The organism is Streptomyces sp. SL06 (assembly GCF_058244745.1).
The window spans coordinates 2,187,644-2,201,431 of record NZ_JBSYOT010000002.1 but is presented as its reverse complement, the minus strand read 5'-3'; the positions used below and the strand labels follow the sequence as shown (position 1 = coordinate 2,201,431).

Annotated in this window: 14 protein-coding genes and 1 pseudogene; 11 read left to right on the top strand and 4 right to left on the bottom strand. The window is 69.2% G+C overall.

Annotation, left to right across the window (positions count from 1 at the left end; translation table 11 throughout):
- The first annotated feature begins 198 nt into the window (after positions 1 to 198).
- The 10 genes from AC4IHM_RS09810 to AC4IHM_RS09765 all read left to right on the top strand — a co-directional run bounded on the left by AC4IHM_RS09810 (position 199) and on the right by AC4IHM_RS09765 (position 8,660).
- Positions 199 to 633, top strand: a complete 435-nt coding sequence (locus AC4IHM_RS09810) for a Cg1360 family ATP-synthase-associated protein (RefSeq protein WP_490866685.1) — start codon at positions 199 to 201, stop codon at positions 631 to 633.
- A 225-nt stretch (positions 634 to 858) separates the two neighbouring features.
- Positions 859 to 1,680 (top strand): F0F1 ATP synthase subunit A, encoded by an 822-nt coding sequence (gene atpB, locus AC4IHM_RS09805; RefSeq protein WP_490866684.1) that lies wholly within the window; start codon positions 859 to 861, stop codon positions 1,678 to 1,680.
- A gap of 76 nt (positions 1,681 to 1,756) precedes the next feature.
- Entirely contained in the window at positions 1,757 to 1,987 is a 231-nt protein-coding gene (gene atpE / locus AC4IHM_RS09800; RefSeq protein ID WP_009321656.1) for an ATP synthase F0 subunit C, read from the top strand.
- Between the two features lie 41 nt (positions 1,988 to 2,028).
- Complete coding sequence (locus AC4IHM_RS09795) at positions 2,029 to 2,583, top strand: F0F1 ATP synthase subunit B (RefSeq protein WP_490866683.1); 555 nt, start codon at positions 2,029 to 2,031, stop codon at positions 2,581 to 2,583.
- 5 nt (positions 2,584 to 2,588) lie between these two features.
- Positions 2,589 to 3,404: a F0F1 ATP synthase subunit delta gene (locus AC4IHM_RS09790; protein WP_490866682.1), complete on the top strand. Its 816-nt coding sequence runs from the start codon at positions 2,589 to 2,591 to the stop codon at positions 3,402 to 3,404.
- Positions 3,405 to 3,573: 169 nt separating this feature from the next.
- Positions 3,574 to 5,163 carry a F0F1 ATP synthase subunit alpha gene (gene atpA / locus AC4IHM_RS09785; RefSeq protein ID WP_490866681.1) on the top strand — a complete coding sequence of 530 codons (1,590 nt, stop codon included), beginning with the start codon at positions 3,574 to 3,576 and terminating at the stop codon, positions 5,161 to 5,163.
- A gap of 21 nt (positions 5,164 to 5,184) precedes the next feature.
- Positions 5,185 to 6,099, top strand: a complete 915-nt coding sequence (locus AC4IHM_RS09780) for a F0F1 ATP synthase subunit gamma (RefSeq protein ID WP_490866680.1) — start codon at positions 5,185 to 5,187, stop codon at positions 6,097 to 6,099.
- Positions 6,099 to 7,547 (top strand): F0F1 ATP synthase subunit beta, encoded by a 1,449-nt coding sequence (gene atpD, locus AC4IHM_RS09775; RefSeq protein WP_490866679.1) that lies wholly within the window; start codon positions 6,099 to 6,101, stop codon positions 7,545 to 7,547. The genes AC4IHM_RS09780 and atpD overlap by 1 nt, the downstream gene beginning before the upstream one ends.
- A gap of 130 nt (positions 7,548 to 7,677) precedes the next feature.
- The gene (locus AC4IHM_RS09770; RefSeq protein ID WP_490866678.1) at positions 7,678 to 8,052 is read left to right on the top strand and encodes a F0F1 ATP synthase subunit epsilon; all 375 of its coding nucleotides are present in this window, start codon (positions 7,678 to 7,680) and stop codon (positions 8,050 to 8,052) included.
- Positions 8,053 to 8,213: 161 nt separating this feature from the next.
- Positions 8,214 to 8,660 carry a DUF2550 domain-containing protein gene (locus tag AC4IHM_RS09765; protein ID WP_490866677.1) on the top strand — a complete coding sequence of 149 codons (447 nt, stop codon included), beginning with the start codon at positions 8,214 to 8,216 and terminating at the stop codon, positions 8,658 to 8,660.
- Positions 8,661 to 8,672: 12 nt separating this feature from the next.
- Here AC4IHM_RS09765 and AC4IHM_RS09760 read toward each other — a convergent pair whose 3' ends face one another.
- The 3 genes and pseudogenes from AC4IHM_RS09760 to AC4IHM_RS09750 all read right to left on the bottom strand — a co-directional run bounded on the left by AC4IHM_RS09760 (position 8,673) and on the right by AC4IHM_RS09750 (position 12,461).
- Positions 8,673 to 10,496, bottom strand: coding sequence for a glycosyl hydrolase family 18 protein (locus AC4IHM_RS09760; RefSeq protein ID WP_490866676.1), 1,824 nt, complete (start codon positions 10,494 to 10,496; stop codon positions 8,673 to 8,675).
- 134 nt (positions 10,497 to 10,630) lie between these two features.
- Positions 10,631 to 11,272, bottom strand: coding sequence for a response regulator (locus tag AC4IHM_RS09755; protein WP_490866675.1), 642 nt, complete (start codon positions 11,270 to 11,272; stop codon positions 10,631 to 10,633).
- Positions 11,269 to 12,461, bottom strand: a pseudogene (locus tag AC4IHM_RS09750) (sensor histidine kinase). Before AC4IHM_RS09750 ends, AC4IHM_RS09755 begins: the two are co-directional and overlap by 4 nt.
- 152 nt (positions 12,462 to 12,613) lie before the next feature.
- Between AC4IHM_RS09750 and AC4IHM_RS09745 the strand changes: the two are divergent.
- The gene (locus AC4IHM_RS09745) at positions 12,614 to 13,216 is read left to right on the top strand and encodes a hypothetical protein (protein WP_490866674.1); all 603 of its coding nucleotides are present in this window, start codon (positions 12,614 to 12,616) and stop codon (positions 13,214 to 13,216) included.
- Here the strand turns inward: AC4IHM_RS09745 and AC4IHM_RS09740 are convergent.
- Positions 13,213 to 13,785 (bottom strand): cob(I)yrinic acid a,c-diamide adenosyltransferase, encoded by a 573-nt coding sequence (locus tag AC4IHM_RS09740; RefSeq protein ID WP_490866673.1) that lies wholly within the window; start codon positions 13,783 to 13,785, stop codon positions 13,213 to 13,215. The genes AC4IHM_RS09745 and AC4IHM_RS09740 overlap by 4 nt on opposite strands.
- Between the last annotated feature and the right edge of the window lie 3 nt (positions 13,786 to 13,788).

Here is a 13,788-nt window from a genome sequence, read left to right as displayed (position 1 = left end):
CACTCTCATGTGTGACAGCGAGCACACCCACAGGTAAAGACCTCATCAAATAGTTTGTGATACGGTTCACGAGTATCCCGAAGGCAGCTGAAAGACCGCACTGCGACGGTCTCTTGGCGTTGAGGTCCTCTCTCGGCCCGGGACTACGCTCGTCCATGACGACACCTACCCCCTGTGTGTGAAAGCGGAGTTGCCGCCATGCCGTCCAATGACGCCCGGATCCTGCTTCAGGCTGCCCTGCCCACGGCCGCCGTCGGCGCTGTAGCCGCCGTCGTCAGCGCCGTGGCCGCCGGCGGCAAGGGGGCGGTCGGAGCCGTGGTGGGAACGCTGGTGGCGATCCTCTTCATGGGGCTCGGTCTCTACATCCTGCAACGCACCGCCAAATCGCTTCCGCATCTCTTCCAGGCGATGGGCCTCATGCTCTACGCGGCGCAGATTCTTCTGCTGTTCATCTTCGTCGCCGCGTTCAAGAACACGACGCTGTTCAATCCCCGGGCCTTCGCGCTCACACTCGTCGCCGCCACTCTTGCCTGGATCGCCGCCCAGACGCGCGCCCACATGAAGTCCAAGATTCTCTACGTCGAACCCGAGTCCTCGGGCGAAAAGCCCGAAAAGACGGGCCATTCGTCGTGAGGGGTAGGGCCGGGATAAAGAGGCATGTGAAGTCCTGCTATCGTCCGGTGCCAACTGCGGCATCGCGGGCGCGGGCATCCCAGCTGACGCCTGCTCAATCGCGAGGCGAGATGCCCCACAGCCGCCCCCACATCCGTAACACCAGTCCCGTGCCGAACAGCGGCAGCGCGCCGCGCCGACACAACGAGGTTGCCGTACCCATGCGCCACGCTGAAGGAGCCCGCGGTGAGTGCTGATCCGACGCAGGTGCTCGCCTTCGAGACCGACTGCCACATCTTTGACGGCTGTGGCTTCCCTTCTCCGGGCCTGCACTCGTTCCTGTTCGAGCCCCTGTGGGGCGACCACGACAGCAACTTGTACTTCAACAAGCCGATGCTGCTGGCCCTGCTCGGCTCGATCGTCGTCGTCGGGTTCTTCTGGGCGGCCTTCCGCAGGCCGAAGGTCGTCCCGGGCAAGTTCCAGATGGTCGCCGAGGCGGGTTACGACTTCATCCGGCGCGGGGTCGTGTACGAGACCATCGGCAAGAAGGAGGGTGAGAAGTATGTTCCGCTCATCGTCTCGATCTTCTTCTTCGTCTGGATGATGAACCTCTGGTCGATCGTCCCGGTCGCCCAGTTCCCGGTCACCTCGATCATCGCCTACCCGGCGGTGCTCGCGGCGGTCGTCTACATCCTGTGGGTCTCGCTCACCTTCAAGCGGCACGGATTCGTCGGCTTCTTCAAGAACGTCACCGGCTACGACAAGTCGCTCGGTCCGGTGCTGCCGCTGGCCATGCTGATCGAGTTCTTCTCGAACATCCTGATCCGCCCGTTCACCCACGCCGTACGACTCTTCGCGAACATGTTCGCCGGTCACACCCTGCTGCTGCTCTTCACGATCGCCAGCTGGTACCTGCTGAACGGCGTCGGCATCGCCTACGCGGGCGTCTCGTTCATCATGACCGTGGTGATGACCGCCTTCGAGCTGTTCATCCAGGCTCTGCAGGCATACGTGTTCGTGCTGCTGACGTGCACCTACATCCAGGGCGCTCTCGCCGAGCACCACTGAGCAGGCGCACGACCGACCTCCACTAATCGTCCGGTGGCCAACCCCCACCGGTCCGTTGAGAAAAGGAAGAACTGGCATGTCCCAGACCCTTGCTGCCGTCGAAGGTTCCCTCGGTTCCATCGGTTACGGCCTCGCTGCCATCGGCCCCGGCGTCGGCGTCGGCATCATCTTCGGCAACGGCACCCAGGCCCTGGCCCGTCAGCCCGAGGCGGCCGGCCTGATCCGCGCCAACCAGATCCTGGGCTTCGCCTTCTGTGAGGCGCTCGCCCTGATCGGTCTGGTCATGCCGTTCGTCTACGGCTACTGATCGCTGATCCCAGACCAGCCGACTAGACGAAAGGCACACACATGAGCCCGATGCTCACGGTCGCGGCCGAGGAGATGGAAAATCCCCTCATCCCGCCGATCCCCGAGCTTGTCATCGGCCTGCTCGCCTTCGTCATCGTCTTCGGCTTCCTCGCCTGGAAGCTCCTCCCGAACATCAACAAGGTTCTGGAAGAGCGTCGCGAGGCGATCGAGGGCGGTATCGAGAAGGCCGAGGCCGCGCAGACCGAGGCCCAGAGCGTCCTCGAGCAGTACAAGGCCCAGCTGGCCGAGGCCCGGCACGAGGCCGCGCGACTGCGCCAGGAGGCGCAGGAGCAGGGCGCCACGCTCATCGCCGAGATGCGCGCGGAAGGCCAGCGGCAGCGTGAGGAGATCATCGCCGCCGGTCACGCCCAGATCCAGGCCGACCGCAAGGCCGCCGCGTCCGCGCTGCGCCAGGACGTTGGCAAGCTGGCCACCGAGCTGGCCGGCAAGCTCGTCGGCGAATCCCTTGAGGACCACGCCCGTCAGAGCCGCGTCATCGACCGTTTCCTCGACGAACTCGACGACAAGGCCACGACGGCAGAGGCAACCCGATGAGTGGGATGCACGGAGCGAGCCGCGAGGCCCTGGTCGCCGCGCGTGAGCGCCTCGACACGCTGACGGACTCCACGGCCGCGGACGCCGTCTCGCTCGCCGACGAGCTGGCCGCCGTCACCGCGCTGCTCGACCGCGAGGTGTCGCTGCGTCGGGTCCTCACCGACCCGGCGCAGGCCGGCGAGGCCAAGGCGGACCTCGCCCAGCGCCTCCTCGGCAGCCACGTCGGCGGCACCACCGCCGACCTGGTGTCCGGAATGGTGCGTTCCCGCTGGTCGCAGTCCCGCGACCTGGTGGACGCGCTGGAGGAGCTGGCGAGCACCGCCGACCTCACCGCCGCGCAGAAGACCGGCCGGCTCGACAACGTGGAGGACGAGCTGTTCCGGTTCGGCCGGATCGTCTCCTCGAACACCGAGCTGCGCGCCGCGCTGACCAACCGCTCGGCCACCACCTCGGCCAAGGGCGAGCTGGTACGCAGCCTGCTCGGCCGCCGGGCGGAGGCGACCACCGAGCGTCTGGTCGCGCGTCTTGTGACCGCGCCGCGTGGACGTAGCCTGGAAGCGGGACTCGAGTCCCTGTCCAAGCTCGCCGCCGACCGGCGAGACCGGATGGTCGCCGTCGTCACCTCGGCGGTGCCGCTGAGCGACACGCAGAAGCAGCGCCTCGGCGCGGCCCTCGCGAAGCTCTACGGCCGTCCGATGCACCTCAATCTCGACGTGGACCCCGAGGTCGTCGGAGGGATCCGGGTGCAGGTCGGTGACGAGGTCATCAACGGCTCCATCGCGGACCGTCTCGAGGACGCCGGCCGCCGTATGGCGAGCTAGCGGCCCGCAGGCACGTGGCACGCGGCACACAGCAGAACAAGCAGTACGAACTTACGACGGCCCTGGTTGGGCCGTGCAGAGGATTCACCTCTTATTGGGGGGAGTCCCCGACTCGTGGAATACCCCCCAAGTGAAACTTCGGGCCCAACAAGGAGAGCAGGGAACTCAGATGGCGGAGCTCACGATCCGGCCGGAGGAGATCCGGGACGCGCTGGAGAACTTCGTCCAGTCGTACAAGCCGGACGCGGCCTCGCGCGAGGAGGTCGGTACGGTCACCCTTGCCGGCGACGGCATCGCGAAGGTCGAGGGTCTTCCCTCGGCCATGGCCAACGAACTGCTGAAGTTCGAGGACGGCACCCTCGGCCTCGCCCTCAACCTCGAGGAGCGCGAGATCGGTTGCGTCGTCCTCGGTGAGTTCAGCGGCATCGAGGAGGGCCAGCCGGTCACCCGTACCGGCGAGGTCCTGTCGGTCGCCGTGGGCGAGGGCTACCTCGGCCGCGTGGTCGACCCCCTCGGCAACCCGATCGACGGCCTCGGCGAGATCGAGACCCAGGGCCGCCGCGCCCTCGAACTGCAGGCCCCCACGGTCATGCAGCGCAAGTCGGTGCACGAGCCGATGGAGACGGGCTACAAGGCCGTCGACGCCATGACCCCGATCGGCCGCGGTCAGCGCCAGCTGATCATCGGCGACCGGCAGACCGGCAAGACCGCCCTGGCCGTCGACACGATCATCAACCAGCGCGACAACTGGCGTTCCGGCGACCCGAGCAAGCAGGTCCGCTGCATCTACGTCGCGATCGGCCAGAAGGGCTCCACCATCGCGTCGGTCCGCGGCGCGCTGGAGGAGAACGGCGCGCTGGAGTACACGACCATCGTGGCCGCCCCGGCGTCCGACCCGGCCGGCTTCAAGTACCTGGCGCCGTACACCGGCTCGGCCATCGGCCAGCAGTGGATGTACGAGGGCAAGCACGTCCTGATCATCTTCGACGACCTGTCGAAGCAGGCCGACGCCTACCGCGCCGTGTCGCTGCTGCTGCGCCGCCCGCCGGGCCGCGAGGCCTACCCGGGTGACGTCTTCTACCTGCACTCCCGTCTGCTGGAGCGCTGCGCCAAGCTCTCCGACGCGGAGGGCGCCGGCTCGATGACCGGTCTGCCGATCGTCGAGACCAAGGCCAACGACGTGTCGGCCTTCATCCCGACCAACGTGATCTCCATCACCGACGGCCAGTGCTTCCTGGAGTCCGACCTGTTCAACGCCGGTCAGCGGCCGGCCCTGAACGTCGGTATCTCGGTCTCCCGCGTCGGTGGCTCGGCCCAGCACAAGGCCATGAAGCAGGTCTCCGGCCGGCTGCGCGTGGACCTCGCCCAGTTCCGCGAGCTGGAGGCGTTCGCCGCCTTCGGCTCCGACCTGGACGCCGCGTCGAAGTCGCAGCTGGAGCGCGGTCAGCGCATGGTCGAGCTGCTGAAGCAGGACCAGTACCAGCCGATGGCCACCGAGGACCAGGTCGTCTCCGTCTGGGCCGGCACCACCGGCAAGATGGACGAGGTGCCCGTCACCGACATCCGCCGCTTCGAGAAGGAGCTGCTGGAGTACCTGCACCGCCAGGAGCAGGGCCTCATGACCTCCATCCGCGAGGGCGGCAAGATGTCCGACGACACCCTCCAGGCCGTCGCCGAGGCGATCACGGCGTTCAAGAAGCAGTTCGAGACCTCGGACGGCAGGCTGCTCGGCGAGGACGCCCCGTCCGCCGCCAAGTGACGTAAGGAAGGGACCTGACTCATGGGAGCCCAGCTCCGGGTCTACAAGCGTCGCATCCGATCCGTCACCGCGACCAAGAAGATCACCAAGGCGATGGAGATGATTGCCGCCTCGCGCGTCGTCAAGGCGCAGCGCAAGGTGGCGGCCTCCACGCCGTACGCGCGGGAACTGACCCGCGCGGTCACGGCGGTCGGCACCGGGTCGAACACGAAGCACCCGCTCACCACGGAGGCGGACAACCCGACCCGTGCCGCGGTCCTGCTCCTCACGAGCGACCGCGGTCTGGCCGGCGCCTTCAACTCCAACGCCATCAAGGCGGCGGAGCAGCTGACCGAGCGCCTTGAGCGCGAGGGCAGGGAGGTCGAGACCTACATCGTCGGCCGGCGCGGTCTGGCCCACTACAACTTCCGCGAGCGCAAGGTCGCGGAGTCGTTCTCGGGCTTCACCGACGAGCCCTCGTACGCGGACGCCAAGAAGGTCGCGGCGCCGCTGATCGAGGTCATCGAGAAGGAGACGGCGGACGGCGGCGTGGACGAACTCCACATCGTCTACACCGAGTTCGTCTCGATGATGACGCAGACGGCGATCGACTCCCGGCTGCTTCCGCTGCGCCTCGAAGAGGTCGCGCAGGAGCAGACGAAGGACGAGATCCTTCCGCTGTACGACTTCGAGCCGTCGGCGGAGGACGTCCTCGACGCTCTGCTGCCGCGCTATGTCGAGAGCCGCATCTACAACGCGCTGCTGCAGTCGGCCGCTTCGAAGCACGCCGCCACGCGGCGCGCGATGAAGTCGGCCACCGACAACGCGGGTGAGCTGATCAACACGCTCTCCCGTCTTGCCAACGCGGCCCGCCAGGCCGAAATCACCCAGGAAATCAGCGAGATCGTCGGTGGCGCGAGCGCACTGGCCGACGCGACCGCGGGGAGTGACAACTAATGACCACCACTGTTGAGCCGACCGCTGCGTCGGGCGTGGCCACCGGCCGCGTCGCGCGGGTCATCGGCCCGGTCGTCGACGTGGAGTTCCCCGTCGACGCGATGCCGGAGATCTACAACGCCCTCCACGTCGAGGTCGCCGACCCGGCGAACGCGGGAGAGCTGAAGAGGCTGACCCTGGAGGTCGCCCAGCACCTGGGTGACGGCCTGGTCCGCACCATCTCCATGCAGCCCACCGACGGCCTGGTCCGCCAGGCCCCGGTGACCGACACGGGCTCGGCCATCTCCGTCCCCGTCGGCGACTTCACCAAGGGCAAGGTGTTCAACACCCTCGGTGAGGTGCTGAACACCGACGACACCTACGACGGTGAGCGCTGGCCGATCCACCGCAAGGCGCCCAACTTCGACGAACTCGAGTCGAAGACCGAGATGTTCGAGACCGGCGTCAAGGTCATCGACCTGCTGACCCCGTACGTCAAGGGCGGCAAGATCGGCCTGTTCGGCGGTGCCGGCGTGGGCAAGACGGTGCTCATCCAGGAGATGATCTACCGCGTCGCCAACAACCACGACGGTGTCTCCGTGTTCGCCGGTGTGGGCGAGCGCACCCGTGAGGGCAACGACCTCATCGACGAGATGAGCGAGTCCGGCGTCATCGACAAGACCGCGCTGGTCTTCGGCCAGATGGACGAGCCGCCGGGCACCCGGCTGCGCGTCGCGCTGGCCGGCCTGACCATGGCCGAGTACTTCCGTGACGTCCAGAAGCAGGACGTGCTGTTCTTCATCGACAACATCTTCCGCTTCACCCAGGCGGGTTCCGAGGTGTCGACCCTGCTCGGCCGGATGCCCTCCGCGGTGGGCTACCAGCCGAACCTGGCCGACGAGATGGGTCTCCTCCAGGAGCGCATCACCTCGACCCGTGGTCACTCGATCACCTCGATGCAGGCGATCTACGTCCCCGCGGACGACCTGACCGACCCGGCCCCGGCCACCACCTTCGCCCACCTCGACGCGACGACGGTGCTCTCCCGTCCGATCTCCGAGAAGGGCATCTACCCGGCCGTGGACCCGCTGGACTCAACGTCCCGCATCCTCGACCCGCGGTACATCGCGGCGGACCACTACCAGGCCGCGATGCGCGTGAAGAACATCCTGCAGAAGTACAAGGACCTCCAGGACATCATCGCGATCCTCGGTATCGACGAACTCGGCGAGGAGGACAAGCTCGTCGTCCACCGGGCCCGTCGCGTGGAGCGCTTCCTGTCCCAGAACACCCACGTCGCCAAGCAGTTCACCGGCGTGGACGGTTCGGACGTGCCGCTTGAGGAGTCGATCGCCGCGTTCAACTCGATCTGCGACGGCGAGTACGACCACTTCCCGGAGCAGGCGTTCTTCATGTGCGGTGGCATCGAGGACCTGAAGAACAACGCCAAGGAGCTGGGCGTCTCCTGAGCCTCGCGCTCACGGTGGGCCCCACGGCCCACACCGGAGGGGGCGGGTGCGTCCCGCCCCTTCCGGCACGCCCATTAGACTTGTAACCAACACCCGGCTCTCCCGCCGGGTGGTGACCCGAGGAGCCACCTTGGCTGCTGAGCTGCACGTCGCGCTGGTCGCGGCCGACCGAGAGGTCTGGTCCGGCGAGGCCACCCTGGTCGTCGCGCGCACCACGTCCGGCGACATCGGCGTCATGCCCGGTCACCAGCCGCTGCTCGGTGTGCTGGAGTCGGGCCCGGTGACCATTCGTACGAGTGACGGTGGGACGGTCGTCGCCGCGGTGCACGGCGGTTTCATCTCGTTCGCCGACGACAAGCTGTCGCTGCTGGCCGAGATCGCCGAGCTGTCGGACGAGATCGACGTCCAGCGCGCGGAGCGGGAACTCGAACGCGCGAAGTCGGAGGGCGACGCCCACGCCGAGCGCCGCGCGGATGTCCGGCTGCGTGCGGCGGCCAGGCGCTGATCCACTGGGGGCACATCCCGGGCCGTTAGGCTCTGGGAGAGCTGTGCTGTGACGTCACTCAGCCGCGGCTGGGACCGGAGCCATCCGGACCCGGCCGCGGCTGAGGCAGATCCGGGTGTTTTTTCTGTTCCGTTACCTAGGAGACGAGGAGGTCGGTGTCGATGGTCCTCGCTCTGACTGTGTGCGGAATTGTCGTCGCCCTGGTGGTGATCGGGCTCTTCGTCTTCGGTCTGCGCCGCCGGCTGATCCAGCGCTCGGGCGGCACCTTCGACTGTTCGCTGCGCTGGGACGCCCCCGAGGAGGGCGACACGGGCGGCAAGGGCTGGGCCTACGGGGTGGCCCGGTACAACGGCGACCGGGTCGAGTGGTACCGCGTCTTCTCGTACTCGCCGCGTCCGCGCCGGGTCCTGGAGCGTTCGGCGATCGAGGTGGCGGGCCGCCGGGTGCCCGACGGCGAGGAGGAGATGGCGTTGCTCTCCGACGCCGTGGTCCTGGCCTGTCTGCACCGGGACACACGGCTGGAGCTCGCGATGAGCGATGACGCGCTGACCGGTTTTCTCGCGTGGCTGGAGGCAGCCCCGCCCGGTCAGCGCGTCAATGTCGCTTGAGGGGGGTTTTCGTTACTTCAGGCCGTTGCTGATGGCGCCGACCAGCTCGCCGTTCGCGGTGTCGCCGCTGAACTCCCAGAAGAAGGCGCCGCCAAGGCCCTGGTCCTTGGCCCAGGTCATCTTGCCCGCGATGGTCGACGGGGTGTCGTACGACCACCACTGGTTGCCGCAGTGCGCGTACGCGGTGCCGGCGACGGTGCCGGTGACCGGGCAGGCGTTCTTGAGCACCTTGTAGTCCTCGATGCCCGCCTCGTAGGTGCCTGGTGCCGCGCCGGTCGCCGTGCCGCCGGGGGCGGACTGGGTGACGCCGGTCCAGCCGCGGCCGTAGAAGCCGATGCCGAGCAGGAGCTTGGCGGCGGGCACACCCTTGGCCTTGAGCTTGGCGATCGCGTCCGCGGAGTTGAAGCCCGCCGCCGGGATGCCGGAGTACGAGGTCAGCGGGGAGTGCGGGGCGGTCGGGCCGGTGTTGTCCCAGGCGCCGAAGTAGTCGTAGGTCATCACGTTGTACCAGTCGAGGTACTGGGCGGCGCCGCCGTAGTCGGCCGCGTCGATCTTGCCGCCGGAGGAGCCGTCCGCGGTGATGGCGGCGGTGATGAGGTAGTCGGAGCCGAACTCGTCGCGCAGCGCCTGCGAGAGGTTCTTGAAGGCCGCGGGGCCGGAGGTGTCGCAGGTCAGGCCGCAGGCGTTCGGGTACTCCCAGTCGATGTCGATGCCGTCGAAGACGTTGGCCCAGCGCGGGTCCTCCACGACGGCCTTGCAGGACTTGGCGAACGCGGCCGCGTTCTGCGCCGCCTGGCCGAAGCCGCCGGAGTAGGTCCAGCCGCCGAAGGAGTAGAGGATCTTGATGTGCGGGTACTTGGCCTTCAGCTGGCGCAACTGGTTGAAGTTGCCGCGCAGCGGCTGGTCCCAGGCGTCGGCGGTGCCGCTGACGGACTCCTCGGCGGTGTAGGCCTTCTCGTACGCGGCGAAGGTGTCGTCGACGGTGCACTGGCCGTTCTTGACGTTGCCGAACGCGTAGTTGATGTGCGTGATCCTGGACGCGGAGTCCGAGGTCACCAGGTTCTTGACGTGGTAGTTGCGCCCGTAGACGCCCCACTCGGTGAAGTAGCCGAGGTTGACCTTGCCGCTCGGGCCGGGCTCGCTGCCGCCGCCCCCGGTGGTGCGGACCCTGACCGCACCGCTGGCCGGGCCGGTCTGGTCGGCGGTGTCCCGGGCCTGGACGGTGTAGGAGTACTCGGTGCCGGCGCTCAGACCGGTGTCGGTGTGGGTGGTGCCGGTGACGGTGGCGACCTTCGTGCCGTCGCGCAGGACGTCGTAGTTCTTGATGCCCCGGTCGTCGGTCGCCGCCGACCAGGTCAGCTTCACCGAGGTGCCGGTGACGTCCGAGGCGGTGGGGGTGCCCGGGGCGGAGGGCGCCGCGTCGCCGGGAACGGAGGTGCCGTCGCAGCCGCCGCCGTTGAGCTTGCAGTTGGAGGGGGAGCCGGGGCCCGAGCCGTTGAAGCCGAAGGAGACCGAGGCGCCGGGGGCGAGCGTCCCGTTCCAGCCGACGTTCTTGGCGGTCCAGTGGTCGCCCGAGTTGGTGACCGTGGCGTCCCAGGCGGAGGTGACCTTGGTACCGGAGGGGAAGTCCCACTCGACGGTCCAGGAGGTGATGGTGGTGGTGCCGGTGTTCTTCACCGTCCAGTCGGCGCCGAAGCCCGTGCCCCAGTCCGAGGTCTTGGTGTAGGTGGCCGTCGCGCTCTCGGCCGCCTGGGCCGGACTCGCGAGGCCGACCAGACCGGCCAGCGGGAGCGACAGGGTCGCGAGAAGTGCCGCGGCTCTGTGTCTGAAGCGCATGCTGCGCCTCCTTATGTGGGGTTGTCGGCGCGGGCCGTCTGAGCCATCGGCCCGCAGTGCCGCGAGAATAGAAAGGTCTGGACCAGAGGTCAATAGGTCTGGACCAGTGATCCTCTCTGTGTTCTCCTGGTCCGTCAGATCCCCAATTCCTGCGCCAGAACGGCCGCCTGGACCCGGCTTCGCAGCCCGAGCTTTCCCAGCAGCCGGCTGACGTGCGTCTTCACCGTCGCCTCCGCCATGTCCCGACGGATGGCGATCGCGGCGTTGGCCAGCCCCTCGCCGAGACAGGACAGCACCTCGCGCTCGCGCCGGGTCAGCTCCGCCAGCACCGCCGGATCGGCGGCCGGCTCCCGGACCGGCCTCGCGGCGAACTCGGCGATCAGGCGCCGGGTGACGGCCGGGGCGACGACGCCCTCGCCGCCCGCGACCGTGCGCACGGCCGCCAGCAGGTCCTTGGCCTCGGTGTTCTTCAGCAGGAACCCGGCGGCGCCCGCCCGCAGCGCGCCGAAGACGTACTCGTCCAGGTCGAAGGTGGTCAGCACCAGCACATCGGCGAGCCGCTCGCCCACCACCCGCCCGGTCGCCGACACACCGTCAAGGCGCGGCATCTGCACGTCCATCAGCACCAGGTCCGGCCGCAGCTCCCGGGCCGGCGCCACCGCCTGCTCGCCGTCCGCCGCCTCCCCGACGACCTCGATGTCCGGTGCGCTGCCCAGGATCAGCACCAGTCCCGCGCGGACGGCGGACTGGTCCTCGGCGACGAGGACGCGGATCATGCGAGGTCTCCTTCGGTCAGGGGGAGGGTGGCGCGCACGGACCAGATCCTGCCGTCTGCCGAGCCGGGGTCCGCCGCCGCGGCCTCGAACGTGCCGTGCAGCAGCGCGGCCCGCTCCCGCATGCCGACCAGGCCGGCGCCGGAGCCGGGCGCGCGCGGGGTGTCCAGGTCGCCGTACGGGCTGGTGACGCGGACCCGCAGGACCTTGTCGTGCCGGGTCAGCTCGACCCGGACCGTCCCCTTCGAGGCATGCTTGAGCGCGTTGGTGAGCGACTCCTGCACGATCCGGTACGCGGCCAGCTCGACCGGCGCGGGCAGGTCCCCGCCGGTCGCTGCCCGCAGGACGACGTCGAGTCCGTTGGCGCGGGCGCCGTCGACCAGCGCGCCGAGTCCGTCGAGGGTGGGGGCGGTGGCCGGCGCGGTGTCCTCGCCGTCGTCGCGCAGGATGCTGATCAGGCGCCGCATCTCGGCCAGCCCCTCGACGCTGTTCTCGCGGATCACGCCGAGCGCCCGCCGGGTGGTCGCGGGGTCGTCGAGGGAGAGGGCGGCCGTTAAGTGGATGGCGATCGCGGACAGGTGGTTGGCGACCATGTCGTGCAGTTCGCGGGCCATCCGGGAGCGTTCCGCGGTCACCGCCTGGACCCGGTCCATCTCGGCCAGCAGCGCCGTCTGCTCGGCCCGCAGCAGGGCGGCGTCGGCGGCCTCCCGGTGGTTGCGGACGATCAGCCCCGTGGAGGCGGGCGCGAACGACACCACGCCGACGGCGACACCGATCAGCAGTGCCTCGGGCATCCGCCACACCGCGAACGGCACCAGCGTCGCCGCCACCGTCAGCAGGCCGGTGATCCACGGGAGGCGGCGGGCAGCGCCGGGCGTGCCGTACAGCACGGCGGCGTACATCACGTCGGTGTACATGATCAGCGTGACGAGACTGCCCTGGCTGAGCGTGTCCGCGACCAGCGCGGCCGTGGCGATCAGCAGGCCGACGGGCGAGGCGGACCTGCGCAGCAGCTCGCAGCCCGACATGACGGCGAGCGGGACCAGCAGGGCCGGCCGCCGCCGAACAGCACGACCGGATCGTCGGCGGGCCGCATGCCCAGGCCGACGGCCCACAACAGCAGCCCGCCGAGCAGTCCGCCCGCGGCGACGCAGGCGTCGCCGCGGTGCGGGCGGGGGAGTCGGGCGGCCATGCCACCATCCAACACGGCCCGCGCCCCGCCCGCCTTGTCCCCGGGGAGGGTCCGGGACTGCATCCTTCGATGTACCGCGGGTTCGTCACCGGCGACGACGAATCCGGCCTGCCGCGACGGGAGCCTGGAAGGGCGAACGAGGGGAGTGCGTCGTGGTCGTCGCGTTGATCATCGCCTGCGAGGCCGGGTTCTGGGTGCTGTTGGTGCTCGGGCTCGGCGCCCGCTACCTGCTGAAGTGGCGCCGCACCAGTGTGTTCCTGCTGCTGTGCGAGCCCGTCCTGGAACTGGTGCTGCTCGCCGTGACGGCGTACGACCTCAAGAACGGCGCCGGGCCCGGCTGGGAGCACGGTCTGGCGGCGCTCTACCTCGGGTGCACGGTCGCCTACGGCCCCTACACGATCCGCCGGCTCGACGGCCACGCCGCCCATCGCCTGGCCGGCGGGCCGCCCCCGCCGAAGCCCCCGCGGCACGGCCTGCCCCGGGCCCGGCACGAGGGCCGGCTGTGGCTGCGCACACTGCTGGCCGCGGCCGTGGCCTGCGCGCTGCTCCAGGGCGCGGTCCGGTACGTCGGCGACGGGGGCGACGTGTCGTCGCTGCGGGGCTTCCAGCGGACGGCGCTGCGGGTCGCCGGCATCCACGGGCTGATCGCCCTCACGTATCTGATCCGGCCGAAGAAGGCCCCGGCCGAACCCGCCGAACCCCCCGGGCCCCGCCGGTCGCCAGGAGCGGGAGACCTCCCAGGACAGAACACCTAGCGCTCCCCGCCCGGCACCCACAGCACGTCCCCGACCTCTTTGTTGGCCGTGCGGGCCAGGATGAAGAGCAGGTCGGACAGGCGGTTGAGGTAGGTCGCGGTGAGCGGGTTCATGGTCTCGCCGTGCACCTCCAGCGCCGCCCAGGTGGAGCGCTCGGCCCGGCGGACCACCGTGCACGCCTGGTGCAGCAGGGCCGCGCCGGGCGTGCCGCCGGGCAGGATGAAGGAGCGGAGCTTTTCGACCTCGGCCAGGAAGCGGTCGCAGTCCGCCTCCAGCTTGTCGACGTAGAACTGCTCGACCCGCAGCGGCGGGTACTCCGGGTTCTCCACCACCGGCGTCGACAGGTCCGCGCCCACGTCGAACAGGTCGTTCTGGACGCGGACGAGAACCTTGACGACCTCCTCGCGCAGGCCGCCCAGGGCGATCGCCGTGCCGATCACCGCGTTCGCCTCGTTGGCGTCGGCGTACGCCGAGATCCTCCGATCGGTCTTCGGTACCCGGCTCATGTCGCCGAGGGCGGTGGTGCCCTGGTCGCCGGTCCGGGTGTAGATGCGCGTCAGATTGACCATGGG

What these genes read in the sequence shown, in the direction of transcription:
- AC4IHM_RS09810 (WP_490866685.1), top strand. Translation starts at nt 199, where the DNA reads ATGCCGTCCAATGACGCCCGGATCCTGCTTCAGGCTGCCCTGCCCACG.
- atpE (WP_009321656.1), top strand. Translation starts at nt 1,757, where the DNA reads ATGTCCCAGACCCTTGCTGCCGTCGAAGGTTCCCTCGGTTCCATCGGT.
- AC4IHM_RS09795 (WP_490866683.1), top strand. Translation starts at nt 2,029, where the DNA reads ATGAGCCCGATGCTCACGGTCGCGGCCGAGGAGATGGAAAATCCCCTC.
- AC4IHM_RS09790 (WP_490866682.1), top strand. Translation starts at nt 2,589, where the DNA reads ATGCACGGAGCGAGCCGCGAGGCCCTGGTCGCCGCGCGTGAGCGCCTC.
- atpA (WP_490866681.1), top strand. Translation starts at nt 3,574, where the DNA reads ATGGCGGAGCTCACGATCCGGCCGGAGGAGATCCGGGACGCGCTGGAG.
- AC4IHM_RS09780 (WP_490866680.1), top strand. Translation starts at nt 5,185, where the DNA reads ATGGGAGCCCAGCTCCGGGTCTACAAGCGTCGCATCCGATCCGTCACC.
- atpD (WP_490866679.1), top strand. Translation starts at nt 6,099, where the DNA reads ATGACCACCACTGTTGAGCCGACCGCTGCGTCGGGCGTGGCCACCGGC.
- AC4IHM_RS09765 (WP_490866677.1), top strand. Translation starts at nt 8,214, where the DNA reads ATGGTCCTCGCTCTGACTGTGTGCGGAATTGTCGTCGCCCTGGTGGTG.
- AC4IHM_RS09760 (WP_490866676.1), bottom strand. Translation starts at nt 10,496, where the DNA reads ATGCGCTTCAGACACAGAGCCGCGGCACTTCTCGCGACCCTGTCGCTC.
- AC4IHM_RS09755 (WP_490866675.1), bottom strand. Translation starts at nt 11,272, where the DNA reads ATGATCCGCGTCCTCGTCGCCGAGGACCAGTCCGCCGTCCGCGCGGGA.
- AC4IHM_RS09740 (WP_490866673.1), bottom strand. Translation starts at nt 13,785, where the DNA reads ATGGTCAATCTGACGCGCATCTACACCCGGACCGGCGACCAGGGCACC.